Origin of the sequence: Cellulomonas fimi (assembly GCF_028527925.1) — a bacterium.
Classification (GTDB): domain Bacteria; phylum Actinomycetota; class Actinomycetes; order Actinomycetales; family Cellulomonadaceae; genus Cellulomonas; species Cellulomonas fimi_C.
On record NZ_JAPESW010000002.1, the window covers coordinates 167,761 to 190,072 of the forward strand.

General features: G+C 70.5%; 22 protein-coding genes. 21 read left to right on the forward strand and 1 reads right to left on the reverse strand.

Annotation, left to right across the window (positions count from 1 at the left end; genetic code table 11):
- Positions 1–92 precede the first annotated feature (92 nt).
- The 20 genes from OMK64_RS01690 (at position 93) to OMK64_RS01785 (ending at position 20,793) form a co-directional block, all read left to right on the forward strand.
- Positions 93–1,004 (forward strand): hypothetical protein, encoded by a 912-nt coding sequence (locus OMK64_RS01690; RefSeq protein ID WP_272726224.1) that lies wholly within the window; start codon positions 93–95, stop codon positions 1,002–1,004.
- A gap of 555 nt (positions 1,005–1,559) precedes the next feature.
- Positions 1,560–3,059: a hypothetical protein gene (locus OMK64_RS01695; RefSeq protein ID WP_272726225.1), complete on the forward strand. Its 1,500-nt coding sequence runs from the start codon at positions 1,560–1,562 to the stop codon at positions 3,057–3,059.
- Positions 3,056–3,268, forward strand: a complete 213-nt coding sequence (locus OMK64_RS01700) for a hypothetical protein (protein WP_272726226.1) — start codon at positions 3,056–3,058, stop codon at positions 3,266–3,268. The genes OMK64_RS01695 and OMK64_RS01700 overlap by 4 nt, the downstream gene beginning before the upstream one ends.
- Positions 3,261–6,053, forward strand: a complete 2,793-nt coding sequence (locus tag OMK64_RS01705) for a hypothetical protein (protein ID WP_272726227.1) — start codon at positions 3,261–3,263, stop codon at positions 6,051–6,053. Before OMK64_RS01700 ends, OMK64_RS01705 begins: the two co-directional genes overlap by 8 nt.
- 175 nt (positions 6,054–6,228) lie before the next feature.
- Positions 6,229–6,468, forward strand: coding sequence for a hypothetical protein (locus OMK64_RS01710; RefSeq protein ID WP_272726228.1), 240 nt, complete (start codon positions 6,229–6,231; stop codon positions 6,466–6,468).
- Between the two features lie 260 nt (positions 6,469–6,728).
- On the forward strand, positions 6,729–7,091 hold the full coding sequence (locus OMK64_RS01715; protein WP_272726229.1) for a hypothetical protein: 363 nt from the start codon (positions 6,729–6,731) through the stop codon (positions 7,089–7,091).
- 332 nt (positions 7,092–7,423) lie between these two features.
- Positions 7,424–7,855, forward strand: a complete 432-nt coding sequence (locus OMK64_RS01720; protein WP_272726230.1) for a hypothetical protein — start codon at positions 7,424–7,426, stop codon at positions 7,853–7,855.
- Complete coding sequence (locus OMK64_RS01725) at positions 7,852–8,310, forward strand: hypothetical protein (RefSeq protein ID WP_272726231.1); 459 nt, start codon at positions 7,852–7,854, stop codon at positions 8,308–8,310. Before OMK64_RS01720 ends, OMK64_RS01725 begins: the two co-directional genes overlap by 4 nt.
- Position 8,311: 1 nt before the next feature.
- Complete coding sequence (locus OMK64_RS01730) at positions 8,312–8,638, forward strand: hypothetical protein (RefSeq protein ID WP_272726232.1); 327 nt, start codon at positions 8,312–8,314, stop codon at positions 8,636–8,638.
- Between the two features lie 5 nt (positions 8,639–8,643).
- Positions 8,644–8,982 (forward strand): hypothetical protein, encoded by a 339-nt coding sequence (locus OMK64_RS01735; protein ID WP_272726233.1) that lies wholly within the window; start codon positions 8,644–8,646, stop codon positions 8,980–8,982.
- Positions 8,979–9,431 carry a hypothetical protein gene (locus OMK64_RS01740; RefSeq protein WP_272726234.1) on the forward strand — a complete coding sequence of 151 codons (453 nt, stop codon included), beginning with the start codon at positions 8,979–8,981 and terminating at the stop codon, positions 9,429–9,431. Before OMK64_RS01735 ends, OMK64_RS01740 begins: the two co-directional genes overlap by 4 nt.
- Complete coding sequence (locus OMK64_RS01745; RefSeq protein WP_272726235.1) at positions 9,428–10,732, forward strand: hypothetical protein; 1,305 nt, start codon at positions 9,428–9,430, stop codon at positions 10,730–10,732. Before OMK64_RS01740 ends, OMK64_RS01745 begins: the two co-directional genes overlap by 4 nt.
- Before the next feature lie 270 nt (positions 10,733–11,002).
- The gene (locus OMK64_RS01750; protein WP_272726236.1) at positions 11,003–11,461 is read left to right on the forward strand and encodes a hypothetical protein; all 459 of its coding nucleotides are present in this window, start codon (positions 11,003–11,005) and stop codon (positions 11,459–11,461) included.
- 1 nt (position 11,462) lies between these two features.
- The gene (locus OMK64_RS01755; RefSeq protein WP_272726237.1) at positions 11,463–14,717 is read left to right on the forward strand and encodes a DUF3854 domain-containing protein; all 3,255 of its coding nucleotides are present in this window, start codon (positions 11,463–11,465) and stop codon (positions 14,715–14,717) included.
- A 485-nt stretch (positions 14,718–15,202) separates the two neighbouring features.
- Entirely contained in the window at positions 15,203–16,006 is an 804-nt protein-coding gene (locus OMK64_RS01760; protein ID WP_272726238.1) for a hypothetical protein, read from the forward strand.
- Positions 16,007–16,017: 11 nt separating this feature from the next.
- Positions 16,018–17,142, forward strand: coding sequence for a hypothetical protein (locus tag OMK64_RS01765; protein ID WP_272726239.1), 1,125 nt, complete (start codon positions 16,018–16,020; stop codon positions 17,140–17,142).
- Between the two features lie 86 nt (positions 17,143–17,228).
- Positions 17,229–18,884 carry a type IV secretory system conjugative DNA transfer family protein gene (locus OMK64_RS01770; protein ID WP_272726240.1) on the forward strand — a complete coding sequence of 552 codons (1,656 nt, stop codon included), beginning with the start codon at positions 17,229–17,231 and terminating at the stop codon, positions 18,882–18,884.
- An 11-nt stretch (positions 18,885–18,895) separates the two neighbouring features.
- Positions 18,896–19,567, forward strand: a complete 672-nt coding sequence (locus OMK64_RS01775; protein ID WP_272726241.1) for a nuclease-related domain-containing protein — start codon at positions 18,896–18,898, stop codon at positions 19,565–19,567.
- A gap of 83 nt (positions 19,568–19,650) precedes the next feature.
- On the forward strand, positions 19,651–20,328 hold the full coding sequence (locus tag OMK64_RS01780; protein ID WP_272726242.1) for a DUF4145 domain-containing protein: 678 nt from the start codon (positions 19,651–19,653) through the stop codon (positions 20,326–20,328).
- Between the two features lie 123 nt (positions 20,329–20,451).
- Positions 20,452–20,793 carry a hypothetical protein gene (locus tag OMK64_RS01785; RefSeq protein ID WP_272726243.1) on the forward strand — a complete coding sequence of 114 codons (342 nt, stop codon included), beginning with the start codon at positions 20,452–20,454 and terminating at the stop codon, positions 20,791–20,793.
- On the opposite strand, the gene OMK64_RS01790 is transcribed toward OMK64_RS01785, so the two are convergent.
- Positions 20,786–21,196, reverse strand: coding sequence for a very short patch repair endonuclease (locus OMK64_RS01790; RefSeq protein ID WP_272726292.1), 411 nt, complete (start codon positions 21,194–21,196; stop codon positions 20,786–20,788). The two genes, OMK64_RS01785 and OMK64_RS01790, sit on opposite strands and share 8 nt — an antisense overlap.
- A 141-nt stretch (positions 21,197–21,337) precedes the next feature.
- Between OMK64_RS01790 and OMK64_RS01795 the strand changes: the two genes are divergently transcribed.
- Positions 21,338–22,297, forward strand: a complete 960-nt coding sequence (locus tag OMK64_RS01795; RefSeq protein ID WP_272726244.1) for a DNA cytosine methyltransferase — start codon at positions 21,338–21,340, stop codon at positions 22,295–22,297.
- Positions 22,298–22,312 lie beyond the last annotated feature (15 nt).

Genomic DNA, 22,312 nt, shown 5'->3' on the forward strand with positions numbered 1-22,312 from the left:
CCGCCGTCCCACCCGGAGGTCGGACCGGCACCCCACTTCGGCATCACCGAACAGCCCCGGTCGGACCACCCCACGACCTGAGGAGACCGCTCGTGCACCACCGCCGCTGCGTCATCGCGGGGGCCGCGGCCGTCGCGCTCACCGTCGCGTGCTTCGCGCCAGAGGTCACCGAGACGACGGCGACCCAGCCGAGGCCGGAGCATCTCCCGGCGGCCACCATCGCGCCTGCCGCGCCGCCCGCGCCTGGCGAGTCGGCTACCACCGTCGCCGAACCGGCGGAGGTCGGATCACGACTGGAGCACCTTCGCTCGCGGGCGAACGACCTTCCTGTGGAGGACACGTGGCCGGGCTACGCACGACTCCGGACGACGCTGTACGAGCGCCTCTCCGTCGCCAGCGCCGCCTTCATCGCTGGTGACGCGGACGCTGCTCACGTAGCGCTCGACCTGGCCCACGAGAGCCTGGCCGTCATCCGCTGGCAGCGCGAGGGACACCCGCTGCGAGTCTGGAGCTACCCGCTCAACAAGCACGGGGCCACCCACATAGCCGACGTAATCCTTGACGCATACGGCGTGCGGTGGTGGTGGGGAGAGCCCGTTGGCGACATCGAGGGCTCGACCGAGCCGGGCTCGTTGTTCGTCGCGGGTCGCGCGTGGGCTATCGACGTCGAGTCCCCGTTCGTCGAACTGATGGGTGGCGACCTCGACGCTCTGACCGGGCTCTCCGAGGACGAGGCAAGCCAGTACGTCGACCACCTCGTCTCGACCGTCCTGCACGAGCTCGCGCACGTCCTGATCGTCGAGGCCGGATGCGCCGACGCGGGCGACGAGGTCAGTGGCGGCAACCTGGAGCGGCTGGCTGATGCAACCGCCTACGGACTGATGCGCGCGCCGGGCTACCCGTGGACGACGAGCGCCAAGGAGGGCTACGGCTACCTGGCCTCGGACGTCGAGCTCGCCCGTTCGGTGTTCGGCGATGGGGCCTGCACGGCGGATGAGGGATAGCGGTCGTTCAGCCGGACCCGGCGGCGGCGACGATTTTCGCGCGACGGGCGGGGTAAAGGTCAAAGGCGAGGTAGGAGCGAGTCGGAATGCGCAGCATTCTCCGAATGGGTGTTCTTCGATCCGACCATCGTTACGCCCCGCCGAACGAGCCGACGACCGCGACGAGCATCGAGCCGAAGGCACAACAGCCGGAGATCCACAACAGCACTCCGTGAGCCAGCGGGACGTCACCCTCCTCCGATGAGGTGCACACCGATCAGCGTGGCCATCGACCCGCGTCACAACCCATGTGGAGCCCGGTGAGGCACGGCCTCGGACGAACAGGTGGAACGCGAGGCCAGCACCTAGCCATGCACGCACACCGTCACGCACAACGACGTCGTCACGAGGATCACTCCGGACCACGTCAAGGCAAGCGATGCGGTAGCGAAGCGCGAGACCTACTTGAACTCCGTGACCTATGCCGTTCTACCTGACGTTCCCGTCAGGGAACGGCATAACACGTCCTCAGTAAGCCTCCGAAAGCCCGATCACACCAGCGAGGCCAGGTACCCCATGCCCCATCGCCGAGCCAACGTCTACGAGCAGCTCGAAGCTGCCCTGCTGCCCCTGCTCGCCGCGACTGCTCCCAAGCTCCCGGAGCCCCGTGCGCTCGCCCTGCTGCTCGCCGCGACCCACGTCAAGGGAGCCACCCAAGAACACGTCGCATCGTTCATCCGACGTCACGCCCACGGCACGGAGCTCGAAGCGCTGATCGGTTCCCCGGCCTGGTACGCACTGGACCGGGAAGCCCGTCGGTATGCCGCTCATTCCTCCTCCCGCGGGGGGCAGGGTGGGGTGGCTGAGTTCGTCGCCGAGCGCGCACTGGCAAAACTCATCGCGTACCCGCGCGTCATTCTCGACGGCGAGAAGGTGCCCGCGCCGCGCGCCCTTTCGACGGCACGGCATGCGTTCGCCGTGCTCGCCCTCGCGTCGCTCGACACAGCGCGCAACCGAGGCTTCGACACGGTGATCATGGGTCGCGATCGGCTCGCGTTCCTCGCCGGACTCGGCAGCGACAACACCGCGCGCAAGGCTCTGAACCTCGCCCGTGCGCAGCGCTGGTTGCACGTCACTCAGATGTCTCGCGGCCGGGCGTGGGTCTGGAAGATCGAACCCGCGCGAGCTGTCGAGGCTGCGACCGTCGCCGCGCGGCACCGGACCGTCGTCGCGCTCGCCCGCGGTGACCGCGGTATCGATCGGCTGGCCGACATCATCCTCGCGGCCGACCATGCGGCGATCACGTATGCCTCCCCCGGCGGCCTGTCGCCGCGCGCGTGGTGCCTGTGGGCCGCAACGACGGCCGGGCTCGACCCGACCGCCTACGGCATCGGCGTCACGGGACGACGGGCGCTGCGCAAGGCCCTGGACACGCACCTACCAGGCTGGTCCGACGACTCGGAGCTCGACGTGTTCGCCACGCTCGACGAGCTTGCCGCGAGCACGGGAGCGAACGAGTGCCGGGCCGAGGCTGAGGCGCGCGACGCTGAGCGTCGCGCCGCCACCGCAGCTAACCGCGTCGAGGCTCTCGCCGAGCGCCGGAGGCGTGCGGCCGAGAAGAAGGCCGAGCAGCAGGCCGAGCGCGAGGCGTACAGGCTCGCCGTCAAGACGGTCGCGCGGGTCATGGTGAAGGCGGCTGGTGAAGCGCCGGACGGCCCGGACGACGTCGACGCCGCCGCCGCGTGGCTCACGGTCGCATGGGAGGCCGCCGACCAGGCGACCGGGGACGAGGTGCTCGCCGCTCGGGCAGACGCCGCCGCCGCGGACGACGAGCACGGCGAGGGCAGCGACGAGGCCACCGCCGCGTGGCTGCGGAACGGCCAGGCGGAGCTCGCCGCCACTCCCCGCGTCGCGGCGAACGCCGCCCGTCGCGTTCTCGTGCGTGATGGCTGGGATGACGACGACGCCAAGAGGTTCGTCGGCCGGTGGAGTCGCGAGACGGGCCGGGTGCCGGACCCTCGGCCCACTCACGGGCCGGAGAGGCAGACCGAGACCGAGGAGGAGCGCGCCGCATGAGCCAGCCGAACGACCCGTGGGACACCACCGCCTCGCAGCCGTGGGACACCGAGAACGACCCGTGGGACAGCGACACCGAACACGACGGGCCGGATCAGCTCGCCGCCTGGCGTGACCGCATCGCGCCGGAGCGCGTCCGGCAGCGTCGGCTCGGGTACCCAGCGCTCCAGCCGGACGACGTCGACGAGGAGACGCGCACCGATGACTGACGAGACGCAGGTCAACGCGGCGGGCGAGCCCGACGTGCAGACGTGGATCGAGGAGACCGCGCCCGAGGCCACCGACGGCGCGGCCTTCGTCGTGCCCGCCGCGGCCGAGCCCGTCCCGTCCCTGCTCGATGATGCGCTCGACGCGCTCACCGGCGGGAACTCGGCGGGCCAGACGCGGCCCACTCCTCCGGCTCGTGGTGTCCCGGCGGGACGCCCCGCCGTGGCCCACACGGGCCAGCGTGGGCCGAAGCAGCGGGACAGCGCGGGACAGACGCCGCGGCCCAGCGGGACGCCGAGCCGGACCACGGACGTCTCCGATCGGGACATCGAGGCGGCACGCAACGCGGCCCGTCGCGAGCACGAGAAGCGCGAGGCGGCGCTCGCCGAGAGGGGTCGCCGAGCCGCCCGCCGGGACGAGGAGACCCGTGCTGCGCGCGCCCGCGAGCTCGCGGACGAACAGCGCCAGACGCGACGCGAGGAGCAGGCTGCGCACGGCCGGGCCGTCTTCGAGGAGAACCAACGCAGACACCGCAAGAACGAGATCGCTGACGACATGCGCTCCGACCAGCGCGCCCGCGATGACTACGCGCGCGGCGAGCAGGACCGCCGCGAGCGACGTGCGCGGAACGTGCGCGAGCAGGTCCGCCAGACCCGCCGTGCCGAGCGCGACGAGGTGCGCGCTGATAACCGTGCGCTCGCCGATCGCCAGCACCACGCGTCCGAGGGGCGCAGGCGCGCCCAGGCCAACGCCAGCGAGGAGCGCCACCTGGCGGGGCTGGCGACGTTCGAGACGAACGAGCGCAGGCACCAGGCCAACCTCGGGATGAAGCGGGCCCAGGCCACCGCTCGCGCGGAACGAGACGCCCGCGTCCGGGCCATCTTCGAGGCCAACGAGCGCGCCTACCGGGCCAACGTCGCGGGCCAGCGCGCCGCTCGCGCACGTCGGCAGGATGAGCAGGTCGCTCGTCGTCGCGCGGTCGAGGTGGGAGCGGGCCTGCCGACCGCCGCCGAGGCCGGGACGCCGTCGGCACGCCCTGTCACTCGCCCAGCCAGCACCGGCCGTCGTCGGGTCGCCGGGACGCGTAGCCGGGACACCGCGAGCAGGCAACGGGAGCACACGGGCACCACACGGACGCCGCGGGTCGCCGGGTCGCCGGTGGTCCGTCCGGCCACCAGCACGTCGTCGATGCGCCGGTCGTCCGGCCGCAGCCGCGGTCTGTGGGCGCAGCACAAGGTCAACGCGAGGCTCCGCTCGCGGGAGACCGCACGACGCACCCGCACCGGGTCCGCGAGGGCGCGCATCGCGCTGTTCGCGGAGGCGAACGGGATGAGCATGCGTGAGGCGATGAAGGCGATGGCCGTCGCAACGCTGGCGGCCAGGGAGCTGCGCCTGATCGAGAGCGGTCAGCAGCAGCACGATCGCATCATGGCGCTCGTCGAGAAGAGTGGCATGAACTACCTCGGCGCGGCCGAGGCCCTGGCCGCGTACGACGCGGTGGACGCCGAGGCGGCGAAGGCGCACCGTGCGAACGAGCGGTCGTGGCAGGCCGAGGAGCGGATCAAGCGGTACGCCGCTGCGCACGGCATCAGCCTGTCGCGCGCGCAGAAGGTACTCGCCCGCTCCGACCTCGCGGCCAGGAAGCGTCGCGCCGCTGAGCGTCGGAAGGCGGCGAGCTGGCGGGGCAGGCGGGACCGGCTGCGCGCTGCACGCCTGCGCCGGGCTGCTGCTGCTGGCCGGAAGTTCGCCCGAGACAAGCGCGCCGCTGAGCGCGTCCTCCGCGAGCACGAGCGGGCGCTGGCCGCCGGTGCCGAGGCTGCTGCTGCGGCTGCTGCTGCGCTGGCGGCGAAGTCCGCCCACGAGGCCGCCGTCGGTGACTCGATGGCTGCCGCTGCGCGCGGGGAGGTCATCTCGGCGTCGTGGCTTGGCGGCGGCCGGATCGACCGCAACGCGCGGCGCCGCCAGAACCGGCGGGCACAGGAGATGCTCGGCGGGCAGACGCTGATCCGCTACGACGACCTCAAGCCGCAGCGCGCGTGGAGCCTGCCGACGGTCGGCGAGGTCATCGGTCAGTTCCCCGCTCTCAAGGAGGGGCAGCACCGCACGCTTGACGGCCAGGAGACGAGTGACGAGACGGCTGCCACTGTCGTGCTCGACCGCGTGTGCGACGAGATCGGCGCACGACTCGTTTCGGGGACGTTCCGCATCGAGCCGGACGGCACCGTCCACCGCGTGGGCGGGCGCGCGCTGCACTACGCGAGCACGGAGTACACGCGCCAGCTCTGGTACGCGCGTCTGTGGAAGAAGCGCACCACCGACGACGGGGACGACGTCACGCTCTACCTGACGCCCGCGTCGACGTGGGACCAGGTGCTCGCTCAGGAGGACATCGACCCGGTCGCTGAGGTCGCGCGAGAGATCGCCGCCTCGGTCGCTGCCGGGGAAGGCGACGGGACGTCCAAGCCCGCGCCGCAGCCGACACGCGAGAAGAAGGAGCCGTCAGTGCGCCCGATGGACGAGCCCCAGAGCAAGGCACCGCGCCCGCTCACGGCGAAGCAGAAGGCCAAGCAGGAAGCGGCGCACGACCTCGCTGACGCCTCGCTGATCGACCCGGCCAACGGCCGCTGGATCAAGCCGAACGGCCAGTACCGCTCTCGGCTCTCGACCGCCATGCGCAGTCGCTTCGGCTACCGCCCTTCAACCACCACGAGCGAGATCGTGCGCGACTTCGCGATGGAGGCCGCCCAGCGTCTGCGCCGCGGGTTCGGGCGGCTCCTCGGTCGCTGATCGTCGCGCGTGCCGGTGCGGTTACCCGGTCCAGGCCCGACCTACAGGTATGACCACGAAGCAGGCAAGTCGACCCGGGCGCGGTAACGTTCGAACAGACGTTCGATCGACTGGAGCAATTCCCGTGACCCCTGGACACAGCCGTCCCCGCGCTCAGCGTGAGGCGCTGGAGCGGGTGCCGCTGCGTAACGCCGCCGTGGAGGCACCGCCCGCTGCCCGCCAGGACGAGCCGGTCGTCGAGGCGAGCGCGCCGATCCCGGTATGGGCGTGGATCTCCACCGCCAGCGGGAAGAGCTTCGAGGCGAGAGCCCGCGCGCTGCGGTGGACGGCCCGCCAGGCGTTCGTGGAGTACCAGGACCCGGCCGGTCGGGTCGGCAACGCCTGGCTGTGGGCGAGCGCGGTCCGGCGCCGCTGACCACTGCCGGTCCGGGTGCCTCGGGCGCGCCCCACTGACGGGAGACCGATACCCCTCCCCCGTCATGTGGAGGCCCCGCCGTGCACGAGAGCCACGCCCGCTGCTCCTGCTCCTGCTGCTCCCCTGCGGTCCGCGCCCAGCGCCGCAACGCTGCCCGCTACGCCGCACGCGGAGGTGCGAAGCGCCGCCCGGACGCGACAGGCCCGGCTCCTGCTTGGTCGACCGACGACCCGACGGCGTACCGGCAGCGTCTGCGCGAGATGGACTCCGATGAGCTCGCGCACGAGCGCGACACTTTGGACGCCGAGGCACTCGGACGCGAGCAGGCGTCCGTCTACCGCGACCTCATCAAGAGGGAGCGCCGTCGTCGCCAGATCGCCAACGCGAAGGCCGCCCAGAAGAGCAACGCCGCGTGGACTCGCGAGACGCCCATCCCCGAGACGCCGTGGCGGACGCGCCCCATCATGCCGTTCGAGTACCGGACGGTGCTTGCCACCATGACCGACGCCGAGCTCGCCTCGGAGGTCGCATCCCTGCCGCCCGCTGGTGACGGCATGAAGGACGCCCGCCTGCGCGGGCTCTGGCGCGTCGCGAACGCCGAGAAGGCGAAGCGCTCCGCGTAGAGCACCGCCCCCATCTGCTGATGCCCCGTCGGAACCGCCTGACGGGGCATCGCAGCGTTCGGAACACGCTCTGACCTGGCGTTGGAGGGTGCCCCCTTGGACGCGGGCTGTGACATGCAGGCACGGGGTCGCTCTCCAACGGACCCCGCAGGCTGCAAAAGCGCAGGTCAGCGGCTCGCTCGCCGCGGTCAGCGTCAGCGCGTTGCGCACTCGGGACCGACCGCTTGTGCCGCACGGCTCGCCGCAGGGAACGCCGCACGGCTCGCCGCATAGGTACTGGCATAGGGACCGACCAACAGAGAGTCAGTCCTCCGAGGCCCAGGGAGGCCCTCATGCCAGTGACGACCACACCGACCGCAACGCTCATCACTGCGAGGCGCGTCAGGGCGACCCTCGTCAAGGCGCGCCACGTCGCTGCCCAGATCGACGAGGTCCGCGGACACATGCGCGCCGTCGCTATGGACGCTCACAGGACCGGCGGCAGTGCACGAGCGATCGAGCGGGCCAGCGGCATCAGCGCCCGCACAGTCGGGCGCTGGCTCAAGGATGTCGAGTGGGGGCCGTACAACGACGTGATCGAGCCGCTCGAAGACAGCCTCGCCCTGCTTCGCCGTCTCGCTCGTCGGCTCGACCGGCTCAAGGCTCGTCGCGCTGAGCTCATCGGCACGGCAGTCGCGCTGGGCGCGACCCTCGCGATGATCTCTCGCTCGCTCGACACGACGGAGTCGACCGTTCGCGCATGGGCTGGGGGTTCGGTCCGATGACGCTCACACTCATCAACGAGGCTGTCGTCGCGAGGTACGGCCCCGAGCACGGGCTCTGGCTCGACATCTCGGATGACGGTGTCGAGACCATGCCGGTCACGCCGGACTCCCTTGCGACGCCGTGCGGCAAGTACCGGCAGGTCGTACGTGTCGGGTTCCGCGGCCACTACAGCCGGGACTCGGTCCACCGTCCGTACGTCGCCGTCGAGCGCGTCCGGCGGCCGCAGACCGCACTGCCGGGCCCGACGGGCTTCGGCAACGTCTGGTGCAAGCCGCTCACGCTGGAGCAGGCACAGAAGCTCCTGCCGCTGATCACGCCGTACGTCCTGCCGCTCAAGCGAACCGCGGCTGCGATCGTCGCGCACGGTCTGGTCCCCGAGGCCGTCGACAAGCACCGGGCCGCGTGGGCGGCCGTGCATCGGCTCATCGCCTACGCCGAGCGTGGGGAGCTCTGACATGCCGACCGTCAGCATCACCCCCGTCGCACAGGAGCGGCTCGCTGGTCCCGGTCAGCGGCAATACCTCGTCGCCGACCCCGAGCACCGCGTCGTCGCCGTCACGGCACGCAAGAAGTCGGACCAGGCGCCCGGCTGGTCGATCGCCTGCCCGCCCCTGACCGCCGACCAAGCCGAGCGTGTCGTTCGGCGGCTGTGCAGCGTCGCGAGCCTTCGCGTCCAAGCCACTCAACTCGTCGACGACGGCAAGACGGCCGCAGCGCAGTCCATGCGCCACGAGGCCAACAAGCGCCTGTCCAACATCGCAGCCACCTGTGCAAGGAGCTGACCGCCATGACTACCGTCCAGATCGACCACACGTACCGCGCCCCCCAGCGGAGGGCTGACCGCTTCCTGGCGCTCGACTCCGCCACGGGTGTCCTCGGCGTCATCGTCCGGGTGTACGACCCGGACACGAGCGAGTACCTGGACGACCGGCTTGACTCCGATGGGCCCACCTGGCCGCTGCCAGACGGGTTCGACGCCGACGCGACGGCGGTGCTGCTCGCCGACGCCGCGCCGCTCGCACAGGCGCTGCTCGACGCCGAGGACGCAGATCGCCACCGTGCGTTCCACAAGGTGACCGGCCTCGTCGCAACTGCCGACACACAGCACACCTGGGGCCTGCGATGACCACGACCGTCGCTAATCCGACCCACCCGGCCGTCGCGACGTCGGCCCTCCGGGCGGCTCGCGAGATGCGGGGCGAGGCGCTGTTCACCATCGCTGACGGCTTGATCGACCCCATCGACGTCGCGCGGGACGCGATGACGCCGGAGGGCGAGCCGTTGCGTCGGATCAGCCTCCGGCAGTTGCTGCTCGCGCAGCCCGGTTGGGGCGAGGCGCGCACCGATGAACTGATCCGCCGTCTGCACGCGTTCTGCGAGATCACCGAGCCGCCGCGGCGGCTCAGCATCCGGTGGCTGATCGACCCGCGGGTCTCGGGGCGGCGGTTGGTCGCGTTCTGCGACCTCCTCGACGAGGGTCGCGCTGCCGTTGCGCGCGGCGGAGAGGTCGACGTGGTCCCGTGGGCGGGTTACCCGTTCACGCCGATGCCGACCGAGGGAACGGTGCGACCGTGAGCGCCTCCGAGATCATCCCGATCACCGGCCTGCCCTCCGCCGTCCCTGACGGTCACTTCGGGGCGCGTGAGCGTCTCGACCCGTACTGGGGTGGGCTCTGGAACCAGGGCCTCCGCTCGGCGTGGACGGACCACGACGGCGCACGGACGCGGGCGCGCTCCGGCCTGCGCCGACCACCGAAGTGGATGCTCGATGACGCGGCCGAGGCGCTCGACCACCTCTTGAACCCCAGGCGGGGTCAGCCGCCGCGCGGGAGCTGGCTCTCGTTCCTGGCGGCCGTCAACGAGTGGCGCAACCTCACCGTGCAGCAGCTCGCGTGCGTGACCGGCAGCCCGGCTCTCGCGAAGCCGGACGGCGCAGCCCTGCGCAGCCTCTTCGCGGCTGGCCTTATCGACTCCGGCGGCATGGTTGACCCGATCGCCCTCGGGCCGGTCGACGCGTCCGTCCGGATGGTCAAGCCGTCTCGCACCGACGCGTTCGCGAAGAAGGTCGCGCCGAACCTGACGCTCCCCGAGCTCGTGCAGGTCACCGGTGGGGTCGGTTGGAAGTCCGGCGGCACCTACGACCGGCACGATCTGCTCGTGTCCGAGCTCGCGCTGAGGGTCGCCGAGTTCTGCGAGGTCGGCACCGTGCTCGGGGAGATCCACTCGTCGGTCGGGCTGCTCACCGCATCGAGCGTGGGACCTGGTGTTCAGGACGGTCTGGGCAAGGCGGCCGACGCCTGCATCGTGCGCGCCGACGGCATGCGCATCGCCATCGAGATGACCGCGAGCACCGGGGCCAACTTCGCCAAGAAGGTGACCCGCTGGGCCAAGATCCTCGCCGAGACGCCGTGGGACCTGTCCGGCCTCATGGTCGTGTTCGTCATCGCTCCCCCGGCTGGTTCGCACAGCGCCCCGATGGCCAGCACTCGGCAGGAGATCAGCGAGGCGATCAGGCTCTACCCGGGCTCGGCGCAGGACTGGATTCCCGAGCGCATGGGGCTGGTCGACTGGCGGACGTGGTTCCCGGCGGAGGGCACGGTGTCGCGGGGGTTCCTCGACCTGACCGTCGAGCGACCCACCGGTGATGACGGCGACCGCTGGCAGCGGGTCGGGCTCCTCGACATCTTCGACGTCCCGTTCGAGCCGTACGAGCGCCACGACGCGACCGCCGTGCTGCGCAACGCTCCGTGGCTCCTTGGCACCCCGCACTGGCTGCGCGACGGGGTCGAGCCGCACCCGGACCTCTGGCGTCTGCCGGTCGGCCGGACCGTCGAGAGTGCGGTGGCGCCGCGGCGGTACCGGCCCATCCGCCGCTAGGCGAAGGACGACTTCGTCATCGAGCCACGGATCGTGCATGTGCTCGGAACACAACCCGTAGTGGTCGGAATCCGACGCAGCACAACCCTTGGTCGGCACCATCGCCGGCCTGGGACTTACGGCCTACGCGCACTCGCGCCGCACTGGTCGCCATGTCATGAGCGGCTCGCACAGTAGATTTCAGCCTCGCAGACCGCGGGGACCAAGAGAAAGCCCCGCAGCCGTTGGCGCGGCCCGGGGCGGTGGACAGGAACTCGGAGGGTCCCTGACATGCACAAGCGTACTGCACCCGCCCGACAGAACGGCGGCCTCGATCGCCACGACTTCGACGCGTGGCACGAGCGGAACCTCACGTACACCGCGGAGGACCAGGGCGCGGCAGCGCCGACCCTGTACGAACTCCACGGCGCGTACTGCCGTCACCTGCGCCGTACCTGCCGGACGCTCACGCCCCCGAGCCTGTTCCAGTTCGAGCATGCCCTCGCGGAGGCCGGAACGCCTCCGAGCGCACGCGAGACGCGTCGCTACCCGGCGGGGCACGCTCCGAAGGGTCGTACGATCCGCGACCGGTTCGTCGACGGCGTCGAGCTGGTCGACATGATCGAGGACGAGGGCCACCGCGGCGCGACGAGCCGGAAGCACGCTCAGCAGATCCGCACTCGTGCGCTCGACATGCTCGACGCCAAGCTCGCCGCCGGTGAGTGGCGCGTCGTGAAGGCGGTGGCCTGAGATGACCGCCAACGAGGCGCGCAAGCCGCGCATGAACGCAGACGACGCCGACGTCGTCCGGACCACCGCCGTCGAGCACTGCCCCGAGTGCGGCGGAACAGCGGCGGAGGCTGACTGCGGAGACTTCGAGCACCCGCTGGACGTGCCTGCCGGTTACGACGAGTCCGCCGGGATTGGACACGGGAGGGCACGGCCCGCCCTGCACGCCGTGCAGAACAACGAGCCTGCGTCGTTGTACTTCGACGAGATCGACCCGTACTCGGCCGAGCGGAACGACGACGAGCCGCTCACGGCGGACGAGCCCGTTCGCCAAGGGGCACCCGACGACGTCGCGACCGACCACCAGGTGGCCGCGGTCATCGAGGCTGCCGAGCGGTTCACCGGCAGGCCCGCGCGAGAGATCGAGGCTGAGAAGAAGGCGGCGCGCGACGCGTGGGTCGCGCAGAAGCGCGCGGAGACGGCTGCCGAGCGTGAGAACTGGACGCCGCCGGTCAGCGGACTGTCTGACCAGCACCGCGCGTACCTGGAGGAGAACGCCGTACCAGTCGCCCTCGCGCTCGAAGCGGGGACGTACACGGCGACCGATCGTGAGCACCTTCCTCCGACACTGCGGTACGTCGCCGACCAGACCCGTATTTCCGGGATCGTGTACGCGCACCACACCCTCAACGGCGACGTCATCTACCAGTACAACCCTGACAAGGAGGTCCGGGTCGACCCGGACCAGAAGTACATCCAGGAGGGCGGCGTCGGGTCGATCGTCTCAGTGCATCCGCGGATGCTCGCGCTGATCGAGAGTGGCCGTGCGCGGAGCCTCGTGATCGTCGAAGGTACTAAGCAGTACCTCGCCGCAGTCGCGAATGCTCCGGATGACACCCTCATCGTCGGGGTCCAGGGCTGCACGAGCTGGAGCAAGGAAGGCAACCCGCTCCCAGTGCTCGACGAGTTCATCGAAATCGTCCGGGAGGCCAAGGCCGCCGACGACGAGGTCGTCGTGGAGGCCGCGGAGGCTGCCGTTGAGGCTGCTGAGGCCACGGCTGCCGAGAAGGGCACTTTCAAGGCGATCGCTGCCGCCGACAAGGCACGCCGGGCGCTGGTCGCTGCGAAGAAGGCCGCGGGTACCGGTCCGGAAGCGATCGTCTGCTTCGACGCCGACCACGCGACCAACCGCAGCGTCCACGACGCCGCGACCAGGCTCGGCTCGCACCTGCGCACGATTGGTGCAGGGAAGGTCCGCTACGTGCGCCTGCCCGCTGGAGGCAAGATCGGGCTCGACGAGTACCTCGCCGAGCGCAAGGACCGCGCTCTCGCGATGCTCGGGCTGATCCGGGACGCCGTCGAGAGCCTCGGCAAGGCTCCGGCAGCCAAGTACAAGGTTGCTGGGCGTCAGTGGCCGACATCCAACTGGGAGGAGGGCACGATCCGGGCCCCGGGAACGGTCTCTGAGGACGGCGTCGTGACCCCCGGGTCGCTGGTGGCGGGCTTCGCTGCGCGGATCGTCGAGACCATCTGTGTCGTCGACGATCTCAACCCGGGGCGCGACCAGATCATCTTCCACACCCTCGCGGTCGCGATTGGCAAGGAAGGTGAGCCCGGTCGAGTGGAGGCGCTGATCACGCGGGTCGCCGACGCAGACATCGAGAACCCTCGCGTGTGGCTGCGCCGGATTCCCGACGGCGCTGGAACCCATGCGGGCATCCAGCCTGACCGCCGCTCCACCGACATCATCGGCACCGCAATCCGGGTCCAGGGGGCGGCACACAACCTGCGCCACCTTGCTCGGAGCGGGTGGACCAAGCACGACAACCGCCCGGTCTACTCGCACGCCGATGGCGCGTTGGGCGCTGATGGAGGGATCACGGACGTGCGCACAAACTCGTCCGGACCGGCTGGAAAGATCAGCTTCCCGAGCCTCGCCGACGACACGCCCGAGCAGGCGCTGGCGGACGCCCGCGAGTTCATCCGACTCCTGGCGATGCTTAGGGACGCTTCCTCGGCCCTCGCAGTCCTCGGAGCCGAGGCGTACTCGCTCACGGGTGCCGAACCGCACGCGGTCCTCGCCATCACCGGTCCCAGGGGAAACGGCAAGACGACCCTGACCGAGTGCCTCGGGACTCTCGTGGGAGTCGCGCTGTTCGGCACACCGATGGTGTCGTTCAACAGCACCGGCAACGCGGTCGGTGGTGCCCGCAACGGATGCCACAACGCCCCGCTCACCGTCGATGACGCGCGCAAGCGCGAGCACATCGCGCAGCAGGTGCAGCAGGCCGAGGCGCTGGAGCAGATCATCCGGACGTCGTACGACGGCCCCGGAGCTGCGCGGAGCCGGATGGTTCGCGACGAACTGAGCGCCGACGGGTTCAGCGTGGCTCCCACCGACAAGTCCTGGCCGTACTCCATCATCACCGCCGAGGTCTTGCCTCCAGCCTCCGTCGTCGGCAGCACCGTCGACCGCATCCTGTCGTTCTGGATCACGGCAACCGCATTGTGGATGGTCAAGGGGCAGGCCGACGAGTGGCGGGACGCCGCGAAGAGCGGACTCTTCAACCGGATCGGTGCACGGTACGTTCGCCACCTCGCACGAATGGCGGAGCGGGACCACGGCGGAGACATCGCAGGTGTGGGCGCGGAGGCACACCGTCAGCGCACCGAGTACGAGGCGGACGTGACCATGTGGGCCGCTGAGCCGAACGACGGCAGCATGCCCCTCGCCCTGACTCCGCGGCAGGCCGAAGTGACAGCGCCACCGATCGTGGGCCTGCACTGGCTCCTCAAGTCGATCGAGGACGCAACCGGAATGCTCGCGGACGACGACCTGGTTCGGGAGCTGAAGGCCCTGCGGTTCGCTGTTGCTGACGGCTGCATGAGGGCCATCACGCGGCACGCAACGGTCGAGATGGGCGATGACGCCACGGGTCCGGAGCAGATGCTCGGCCGCGTCCGCGAGCGGATCGCTTCCGGCAAGGCTTACGTCGGGGTCGGCGAAGGTGTCTGTGTGGGAGGTACTACGAAGGTGGCTGGTGTCCCGTGCGTCGCACTGCTGCCCGACACGGTCGCGGAGCTCCTCCACACGGACCACGACACCGTGATCGCGACTCTGCGAGAAGTTGCCATCCCCGACAGCGATGGGAAGCCCACCCGCGTCGTCCGAATGCCCGCTGCGGGCCGAGTCCGTGCTCTCTGCGTTCCTGAGTCCGTCTGGTGCATCGCTGCACCTGACGACGACCCAGACGTGCCGTCGACTGACGACTTCTAGTCACAAGCCGTTCCAGAAAGCCCCCGGCGTCCGCTGCGACGTACCGGGGGTCTTTCGCGTCTCAGCAGCTCGACGTCACACGCCGGTGTGCCACTGGTGTGACGCCATTCGCCCAGGTCAGGGGCGACTTGTCACACGTCACACCCGTCACACCGCGGATGGATGTCTCTACTCAGACACATCGACTGACCGGCTCGATCGTGCCGATAGAGGCGTAACGACCTACCCGGTCAGTTGATCTCCCGCACGAGAGATCCGCCTGAGGTGTGACAGGTGTGACGGGTGACAAGCATTCCCTGACCTGCATAAACGCTGCCACACCGACGTCACACCGAGGGGTGACGCTCCGACTCCCACCAGCGGCCACCGATGCGCTTCCCCGGCCCCGCACCCACTCCTGCGGTGCGAGCGAGAGCGCACCTGCGCCTAGCTCGCGGGCCGTCCACCAAGCGGCTCCTACCTCTACCGCTACGGAGGTCGCAGCAGTGATCCGTCTCTTCTCCCGTGCCATGCAGGGCCTGGCGCTTCTCACGGCGGGCGCTCTGACTCTCGCCATCTTCGCGATGTGCGGCGGGCCAGCTCGTGCCGCCGACGGCGAGCGGACCATGCGCGTCGTCGCCAGCAACGGCGGCCCGACGGTCGACGTCTTCCGTCCTGACCGGTTCGACGTCATGTTCTTCATCGAGGAGCTGTCCGCGCCGCTGGACGTTGTCGTCCCGGCCGAGGTCCACCTGCACGGCGCGTTCTACCGACTGCCCGGCACCGCCGAGCACGGCAGCAGCCTGTTCGTGCGTGCCGACGACGTCGTCGAGGCGGGCTCACAGCCCTCCGCCGCCGAGCCGATCTGGGTCAAGGCCGCGGACGCCGTCGGCGTCACGTTCCGTGGCGACGACGGACTGCCGCGGCTCGACGCTGGCCCGGAGCCGTTCCTCGTTCTGCCGAAGCCGTTCGAGATCGTCGGCGGCTCGGCCTGGTCGGTTGCCACGAGCGACGAGCCGCTCTACGTCTACGTGGCCGACGTCGTCGTCACGACCGCTCCCGCCGCCGAGTCCACCCCGACGCCGGAGCCCGCGCCCGAGCCGACCCCCGAACCGGAGCAGACGCTGCCACCGGACGCCTCCGACGACGAGCCGAGCCACTCCAGCTCGGCGTCGCACGAGTCCCGCGGCATCCCCGCGCCCCTCGTCTGGGCCATCGGCCTCGGAGCCGTCGGCGTCGGCACCGTCGCCGCCCACCGCGCGCTCACCGCATCCGCTACCCGGCGCCTCTCGGCCGCCTTCCCTGCTTAGGAGTCCCCGCCATGAACACCCGCAACCGTGCCGTCCCCTGGTGGGTCGTCGTCATCGCCGCCGTCGTGCTCGCGATCCTCAACCCGCTCTTCATCCTTGGCGCCGTCGGCCTCATCGCAGTCCTTCGCACCGACTCCCCTAGCCGCGTCGCCCAGCGCGCGGAGACCGGCGCGTCGGTCCCGGCGTTCGGTCGAGCGTTCGCCGCCTTCGGCGGCTGGCTCCTGCTCGCCTGTGCCGTTCTCCTGCCGGTGCTCCTGGCGACCGCGAGCGGCTCGGTCGGCTTCTCGTTCGTCGGCAGCGACGGCATCGTCGGCGTCCTCCAGCCGCTCCTCGGTCCGGTGGGCACCATCACGTGCGCGTACCTCGCCGCCCGCCGGATCACCTCGGCCAAGAACGTGCCGGTCGCCGTCGGGAGTTTCGCGGCCAACGCCTGGCACCGCCTGCGCGCGCTGCCGAAGGTGTCGAGCGAGGCACAGATCCCAGCGGCAGCTCGGGCGGCGGCGACGCGCACGATCGCCGCGGTGCTCGCCGTGAGCGCGCCGGTCGTCGTGACGGTCCTCAACGGCATCGCCCCGATCAACCCGACGATCGCCGGGGTCATCGCGGGGGCTTCCGCGCTCGTCGTCGTGTGGTGGATGCGCCCCCAGTTCAAGGCCGTCGTCGCCGCCCACGTCTTCCGCGTCAACCTGCGAAGGCTCATCGTGAGCCACGGCCTGCCGCGGGCGTTCGGCTTCGACGACGCGACCGCGGCAGGCTTCGACAAGGTGCTCAACGGTCTCCACGACAACGGCGACGGCACGATCAGTCTCGCGTTCATCCCGGTGCGGATCGCCGACGGCGGCGCCGAGGAGTGGGAGAAGCGCGTCGCGACCTACATGCGCGAGTTCGAGACGGTCACCTTCGACCCCGTCCACGGCATCGTCATGCGCCACGTCTCGGACGAGACGCGTGCGGCCCGCGCGGCGGCTGCCGCCTCCGGCGGTGTGCTCGCCGGTTCAGTGCTCGTCGACGCCGACGGCGACGGCCTGCCGGACATCGAGACCGTCACGCTTGACGAGGACCACGACGGCGTGCCGGACGACCAGGAGATCGAGACCGTCGCGCTGCTCGACGACGACTTCGAGGCGCTGGCCTGACGATGACTGAGCAGTCAACCGAGCGCGTGGTCCGCGTCCCGCTGCCCGTCGGCTACGTCGACGGGTGGCAGGCGCGGGCCGACCTCGTGCGCAAGCTCGCGAAGCAGGGCCTTCCGCTGAACGTCGAGGCGATCGAGAAGCAGGCGACGGGCGACGTCGCGCGTGTCACCGACGGCACGCCCGCGCCGCGCCGACCCGGCTTCGTCAAGCAGGTCAAGGTCAACCCTGCCCTGACGGAGCGGGACGCGGAGCAGATCGAGGACGTACTGGCAGACCTCGGGCTCGACCTCGTGGGCTTCGACCCGAAGGCGCACATCGCGTACGGCGCCGAGCTGCCGAACGTCGAGCGTGACCTGCGCAACGCCCTCGCCGATGGTGAGCGGTGGCCCCGCCACCGGGTCGGTCTCTACACGACGTGGACGTACGACGCCGACGCGGACGACCCGCACCTCGCGACTGTTGTCGTCGCACGCTACCCGCGCGAACTCGACGCTGACCGTCGCGCCCGCACCTGGGACCGGCTCGTCCACTCCGGAGCCATCCCGGGCTCGCGCGGCTTCACGTGGGAGGAGATCGCCGACGGCGAGGGGCGCAGCAAGGTCGTGTTCTCGTACTCGCCCCCGCCGAAGCTTCGGCTGCCGTTCCCGGTCAGCCTGTTGGCGATGCTGCCCGATCGACTCGACCCGGAAGCCTGGCCCAACCTGCCGGTCGGGATCGACGCGGCCGACCGGGTGTTCGCGATCAACGTCAAGACGCAGCCGCACACGCTGGCGTCGGGCGACACCGGCGCGGGCAAGGGCCAGGCGATGCTGGCGCTCACGTGCCAGGGTCTCGCGCGCGGCTTCGACGTCGTCGTCGCCGATGCCGACAAGAAGGCGAACGACTGGCTCGACCTGGTCGAGTTCCTGAGCGGCTTCGCGCAGGACTACGAGACCGAGGGCGCGCTCATCGTCAAGCTCCACAAGGAGATGACTCGCCGGATCAACATCAACACCGCGAACGGCGTTGCCGCCTGGTACGCCCTGCCCCGCGGGGTGCGCGAGCGGGAAAACATCAGGCCCATCTTGGCAATCCTTGATGAATTCGTGAACTTCGTGACCATCGGCAAGATCCCCAACTTCGCCGAGGACAGCCCGCACTACCACCTCAAGGTCGAGGCAGAGGCGTTGCAGGACTGGAAGCTGTTGGGGCTCAACCGCACTGAGTCGATCGCGATGCTCTCCCGCGCCGCGGGCATCTACCTCGTCCTGGGTGGTCAGCGCTTCGACGCCGGGATCGTCGGCGGCATCCTGCGCATGAACGTGACGAACAGGCTCCAGTGCGCGACGGCCAAGAGCCGCCCGGCACGCGAGACGCTCATCATGAACTTCGCGGGCCAGCAGGCCGACCAGGCCGCGGACCTCATCGACCAGTACACCCGCGACGGCCGCCCCGGCCTCGCGATCGTCGGTGGCGACGGCGGCAAGGCCGTGGCGATCCGTGTGCCGTTCGACCCGAACCCGGACGGCTCCGGCACCCCTGACACCCCCGGCTACAAGGCCGCGCTCCGGGCACTCGGGGTGCCTGACGGTCGGCCGTTCGGCCCCATCGCCGGGTCGACTCCGTTCGAGAGCGACGAGGCGCCCGCGCGCACTTCACCTCCGCCTTGGGGTGGCGGGAAGCCTGCCAGCGGCAAGCGTCCCGCTCGCGGCAAGGCACCGGCGCGCGACTACTTCGACGACGACGACCTGTTCGACGACTGAGGAGGCGCTTCATGACGAAACCCATCGGCCAGGTGCTCGGCACCCCGGGCGGCACCATCGGTGACGTGACGACCGACGCCGGGCGCATCCAGAACGGTGCTCGGGGCGAGCGGCTCACCGCTGCCGTGCTCGACCCGCTCGCGCTCCGCGAGGGCGGCTGGACGGCACTCCACGACGTGACGGTGCCCGGCTCTCGCGGCGCGAACGTCGACCACGTTGTCGTGACGGGCGGCACCGGAGGCGCGCCTGGTCGCATCATCCTGATCGACTCGAAGGCGTGGCTGCCCGCCCGCTACTGGTCGCTCGGCCGGTTCGAGTTCGCCGGTCTGCGGCCGACGGCGCACCGGCGTCCGCGCACGCTCGACATGGCGGTCGACAAGTTCGTCGCCTACCTCGACCAGCGGGGAGTCGACTCGCTCATCGCCATGCCGCTCGTCGTTGTCTGGCCGAGCCACCCCGGCGCGCTCAGTGTCGCCCGGCTGCGCATCTCCCGCGCGCTCGCCATCACCGGTGACGACTTCGCGGCCAACGTCGAGGAGCTCAACCCGGAGCCCGCCGATCCGGCGATCGTCGCCGCGCTCGTCCCACTGCTCAAAGACGGCAGCCAGCCCGCACCGCGCACGGCGACGCCACGGCCTCGCTGCGAGCCGATCCAGCGCACGGCGCCCTACAGCCCCGTCTGACGCACCGAGCCCGACCCGGGAGGACGACGGGCTGCGCAGAGAATTCCTCCAGCCAGTGGGCGACGAGCCACTATCGTCGCGTCGTGACCTGGGATGACCGATGGACCTTCCGCGACTGCGGCCACTGCGGGCTCCGGGACGCACACATGAGGGTTCTGACCCCGGAGCCACTGAGAGCGAAGCCGCTAAGCCAGCGAGCCGCCCCGGTCAGGTTCTACGTAGCGCTCGCATGCCCCCGGTGCGGCGGCGTGACGCTCATAGAGCACAACGATCCGCAGGCGCCTGGGCGGATCATCAGCATCACGCCGTCGCCGGACCAGGACGGCCTCGACGTCGCCCACCTCCCCGAGGACGTCGCCCGGTACTACGGCGACGCGCGCCGAGTCCTCGACGCCGGGGTACCTGATGCTGCCGCCGTGCAACTGCGCAAGACGCTGGAGGCCGCAGCCGCACATCACGGCGCCACGGATCGAGTCCTGGTCAAGCGCATTGAAGCGCTCATCGAGGCGGGTCTGGTAACTAGGCAGTTCGGCGAGGCGCTCACGCTGATCCGGCAGGTGGGCAACGTGGGAGCACACGCGAGCGACGAGCACGTTACGCAGGAGACGGTCGAGCGCGCCCTGCGCTTCACGACGCTGTTTCTGCGGAACCTCTTCGAGGTGCCCGCCGAGCTCGCTGCTGCGACGGCGGGTGCGGGAGCTGAAGAAGGCGAGGCGGACGACAGCACAGGAGACAGCGCCTCCCCGACAATGGTCATCTGACCGCTGCTGCTGGCGGAGCCGCGGCACCCACGCAGCGACTCTGTGCGCTCACTGCTGGTGCCCCTCGGGATGACGCCGTTCCGTCCGTCGCGACCCACGAACCGGTCGAGAGGAGGCTCGCCCGTGGACCGCTCCGCGCGCATCAAGATCGAGTACCACCGCATCGTGGTCGAGCACCTGCGCCGGGACGAGGCGGCTGTGCGCGCGGCCGGACGCCGGAACCTCCAAGTCATGCGCGAGCAGTACGAACGCGACGGCTGGGGCCAGTCCGGCACCCGCTATCTCGACCGGTGGGCGGCGCTGCTGGACGGCACCCTCGACGAACTCATCGGGGTCTGCCTCGACCCTGGTGAGGAGGCGTGCGACCTGCGCCAGGTCTCGCCGTTCAAGGGCGTCATCAGCCAGGCCGGGCGGACGGCAGCAATCGAGCGGGTGCGCGCGGAGCGGCTCCGCGACACTACGTAGCGAGCACGGCCACGACGCGCTCGACGACGTCGTCGGGCAACTCGTGACTCCACGCCCGGACGACAGTCCATCCAGCGGCGCGAAGGGCCTCGTCAGCGAGCCGGTCCCGCTCGACGTTCCGCCCTAGCTTGGGCTGCCAGTAGCCCGTGTTTGCCGCTGGGACGCGCCCGTGGATCGGACAGCAGTGGAAGAAGCACGAGTCGATGAAGACGGCGACCTTGCGACGGGTGAAGACGATGTCCGGGCGAACTCTGGCGCCGGGCAGGTCGAGTCGAAGATCGACCCGGTAGCGGTACCCGGCCGCGTGCAGGAGTCGGCGCACTGCGAGCTCCGGCTTGGTGTTCGAGCGCCGGATCGCGCGCATGTTCCGTGACCGCCCCGCCGTGGTCGGTGCGGGATGTATACCGCGCTCGTGTGCTCGTTGCCGAGCGAGTTCAAGTCGGACTTCTCGGGCGCTCCGAGCAGCCTCCCGCTCCATGTGGGCGCCGCGTGGTGTCATGCTTGTGCATCCTGCCTCCAGAACGATCCGACAGGGGAACCCGAGTTGAAGTACACGAGCGTCGAGGTGTGCGCTGGCGCTGGCGGACAGGCCCTCGGGCTGGAGCAAGCCGGGTTCGATCACATCGCTTGCGTCGAGATCGACAACGCCGCCTGCGCAACGCTTCGCTACAACCGGCCGAAGTGGAACGTCATTGAGGGCGACCTCCGCGCCTGGGAACCCGATGCCGCTCTGATCGGCACGGATCTGCTCGCGGGCGGCGTGCCTTGCCCGCCCTTCTCGGTCGCGGGCAAGCAGCTCGGACGCGACGATGAGCGCGACCTCTTCCCGGAGATGCTCCGTCTAGCTGACGAGCTGCGCCCTCGCGCGGTCATGATCGAGAACGTTCGCAACCTCATGAGCCAGCGCTTCTCCGGCTACCGCGACGAGATCCTCCGAGAGTTCAAGGAACTGGGGTACGAGTCGGTGGGCTGGGAGCTGCTCAATGCCGCTGACTACGGAGTGCCCCAACTTCGCCAGCGAGCGATCCTCGTCCTGATGCGCTCCGAGGACGCCATCCACTACCGCTGGCCGGAACCAGCAGCGCGGCGCAAGACGGTCGGTGCTGCGGTCGGCAAGCTGATGGCTGCGAACGGCTGGGAGGGCGCAGCCGCGTGGGTCAAGGGCGCTACCGGCCAAGGCCCCGCGCTGGTCGGCGGCAGCAAGAAGCATGGTGGCCCTGACTTGGGCCCGACCCGCGCTCGTGAGGCGTGGGCACGGCTCGGGGTTGACGGCCTCGGTGTCGCTAACGAAGCGCCCCTGCCTGGTTTCGAAGGACGTCCGAAGCTCACAGTCGAGATGACTGCGCTGATCCAGGGTTTCCCCGCCACGTGGCAGTTCCAGGGTCGGAAGACGGCTGCGTACCGCCAGGTCGGCAACGCCTTCCCGCCGCCAGTCGCGAAGGCCGTCGGTGCGTCAATCGTGAGGGCGTTCGAGACTGCCGACGCCGAGCGCGGCCAGCGGTAACGTCGCGGCCGGTCC

Coding starts and splice junctions, on each gene's coding strand:
- OMK64_RS01695 (WP_272726225.1), top strand. CDS start 1,560: ATGCCCCATCGCCGAGCCAACGTCTACGAGCAGCTCGAAGCTGCCCTG.
- OMK64_RS01700 (WP_272726226.1), top strand. CDS start 3,056: ATGAGCCAGCCGAACGACCCGTGGGACACCACCGCCTCGCAGCCGTGG.
- OMK64_RS01705 (WP_272726227.1), top strand. CDS start 3,261: ATGACTGACGAGACGCAGGTCAACGCGGCGGGCGAGCCCGACGTGCAG.
- OMK64_RS01715 (WP_272726229.1), top strand. CDS start 6,729: ATGGACTCCGATGAGCTCGCGCACGAGCGCGACACTTTGGACGCCGAG.
- OMK64_RS01720 (WP_272726230.1), top strand. CDS start 7,424: ATGCCAGTGACGACCACACCGACCGCAACGCTCATCACTGCGAGGCGC.
- OMK64_RS01725 (WP_272726231.1), top strand. CDS start 7,852: ATGACGCTCACACTCATCAACGAGGCTGTCGTCGCGAGGTACGGCCCC.
- OMK64_RS01730 (WP_272726232.1), top strand. CDS start 8,312: ATGCCGACCGTCAGCATCACCCCCGTCGCACAGGAGCGGCTCGCTGGT.
- OMK64_RS01735 (WP_272726233.1), top strand. CDS start 8,644: ATGACTACCGTCCAGATCGACCACACGTACCGCGCCCCCCAGCGGAGG.
- OMK64_RS01740 (WP_272726234.1), top strand. CDS start 8,979: ATGACCACGACCGTCGCTAATCCGACCCACCCGGCCGTCGCGACGTCG.
- OMK64_RS01750 (WP_272726236.1), top strand. CDS start 11,003: ATGCACAAGCGTACTGCACCCGCCCGACAGAACGGCGGCCTCGATCGC.
- OMK64_RS01755 (WP_272726237.1), top strand. CDS start 11,463: ATGACCGCCAACGAGGCGCGCAAGCCGCGCATGAACGCAGACGACGCC.
- OMK64_RS01765 (WP_272726239.1), top strand. CDS start 16,018: ATGAACACCCGCAACCGTGCCGTCCCCTGGTGGGTCGTCGTCATCGCC.
- OMK64_RS01775 (WP_272726241.1), top strand. CDS start 18,896: ATGACGAAACCCATCGGCCAGGTGCTCGGCACCCCGGGCGGCACCATC.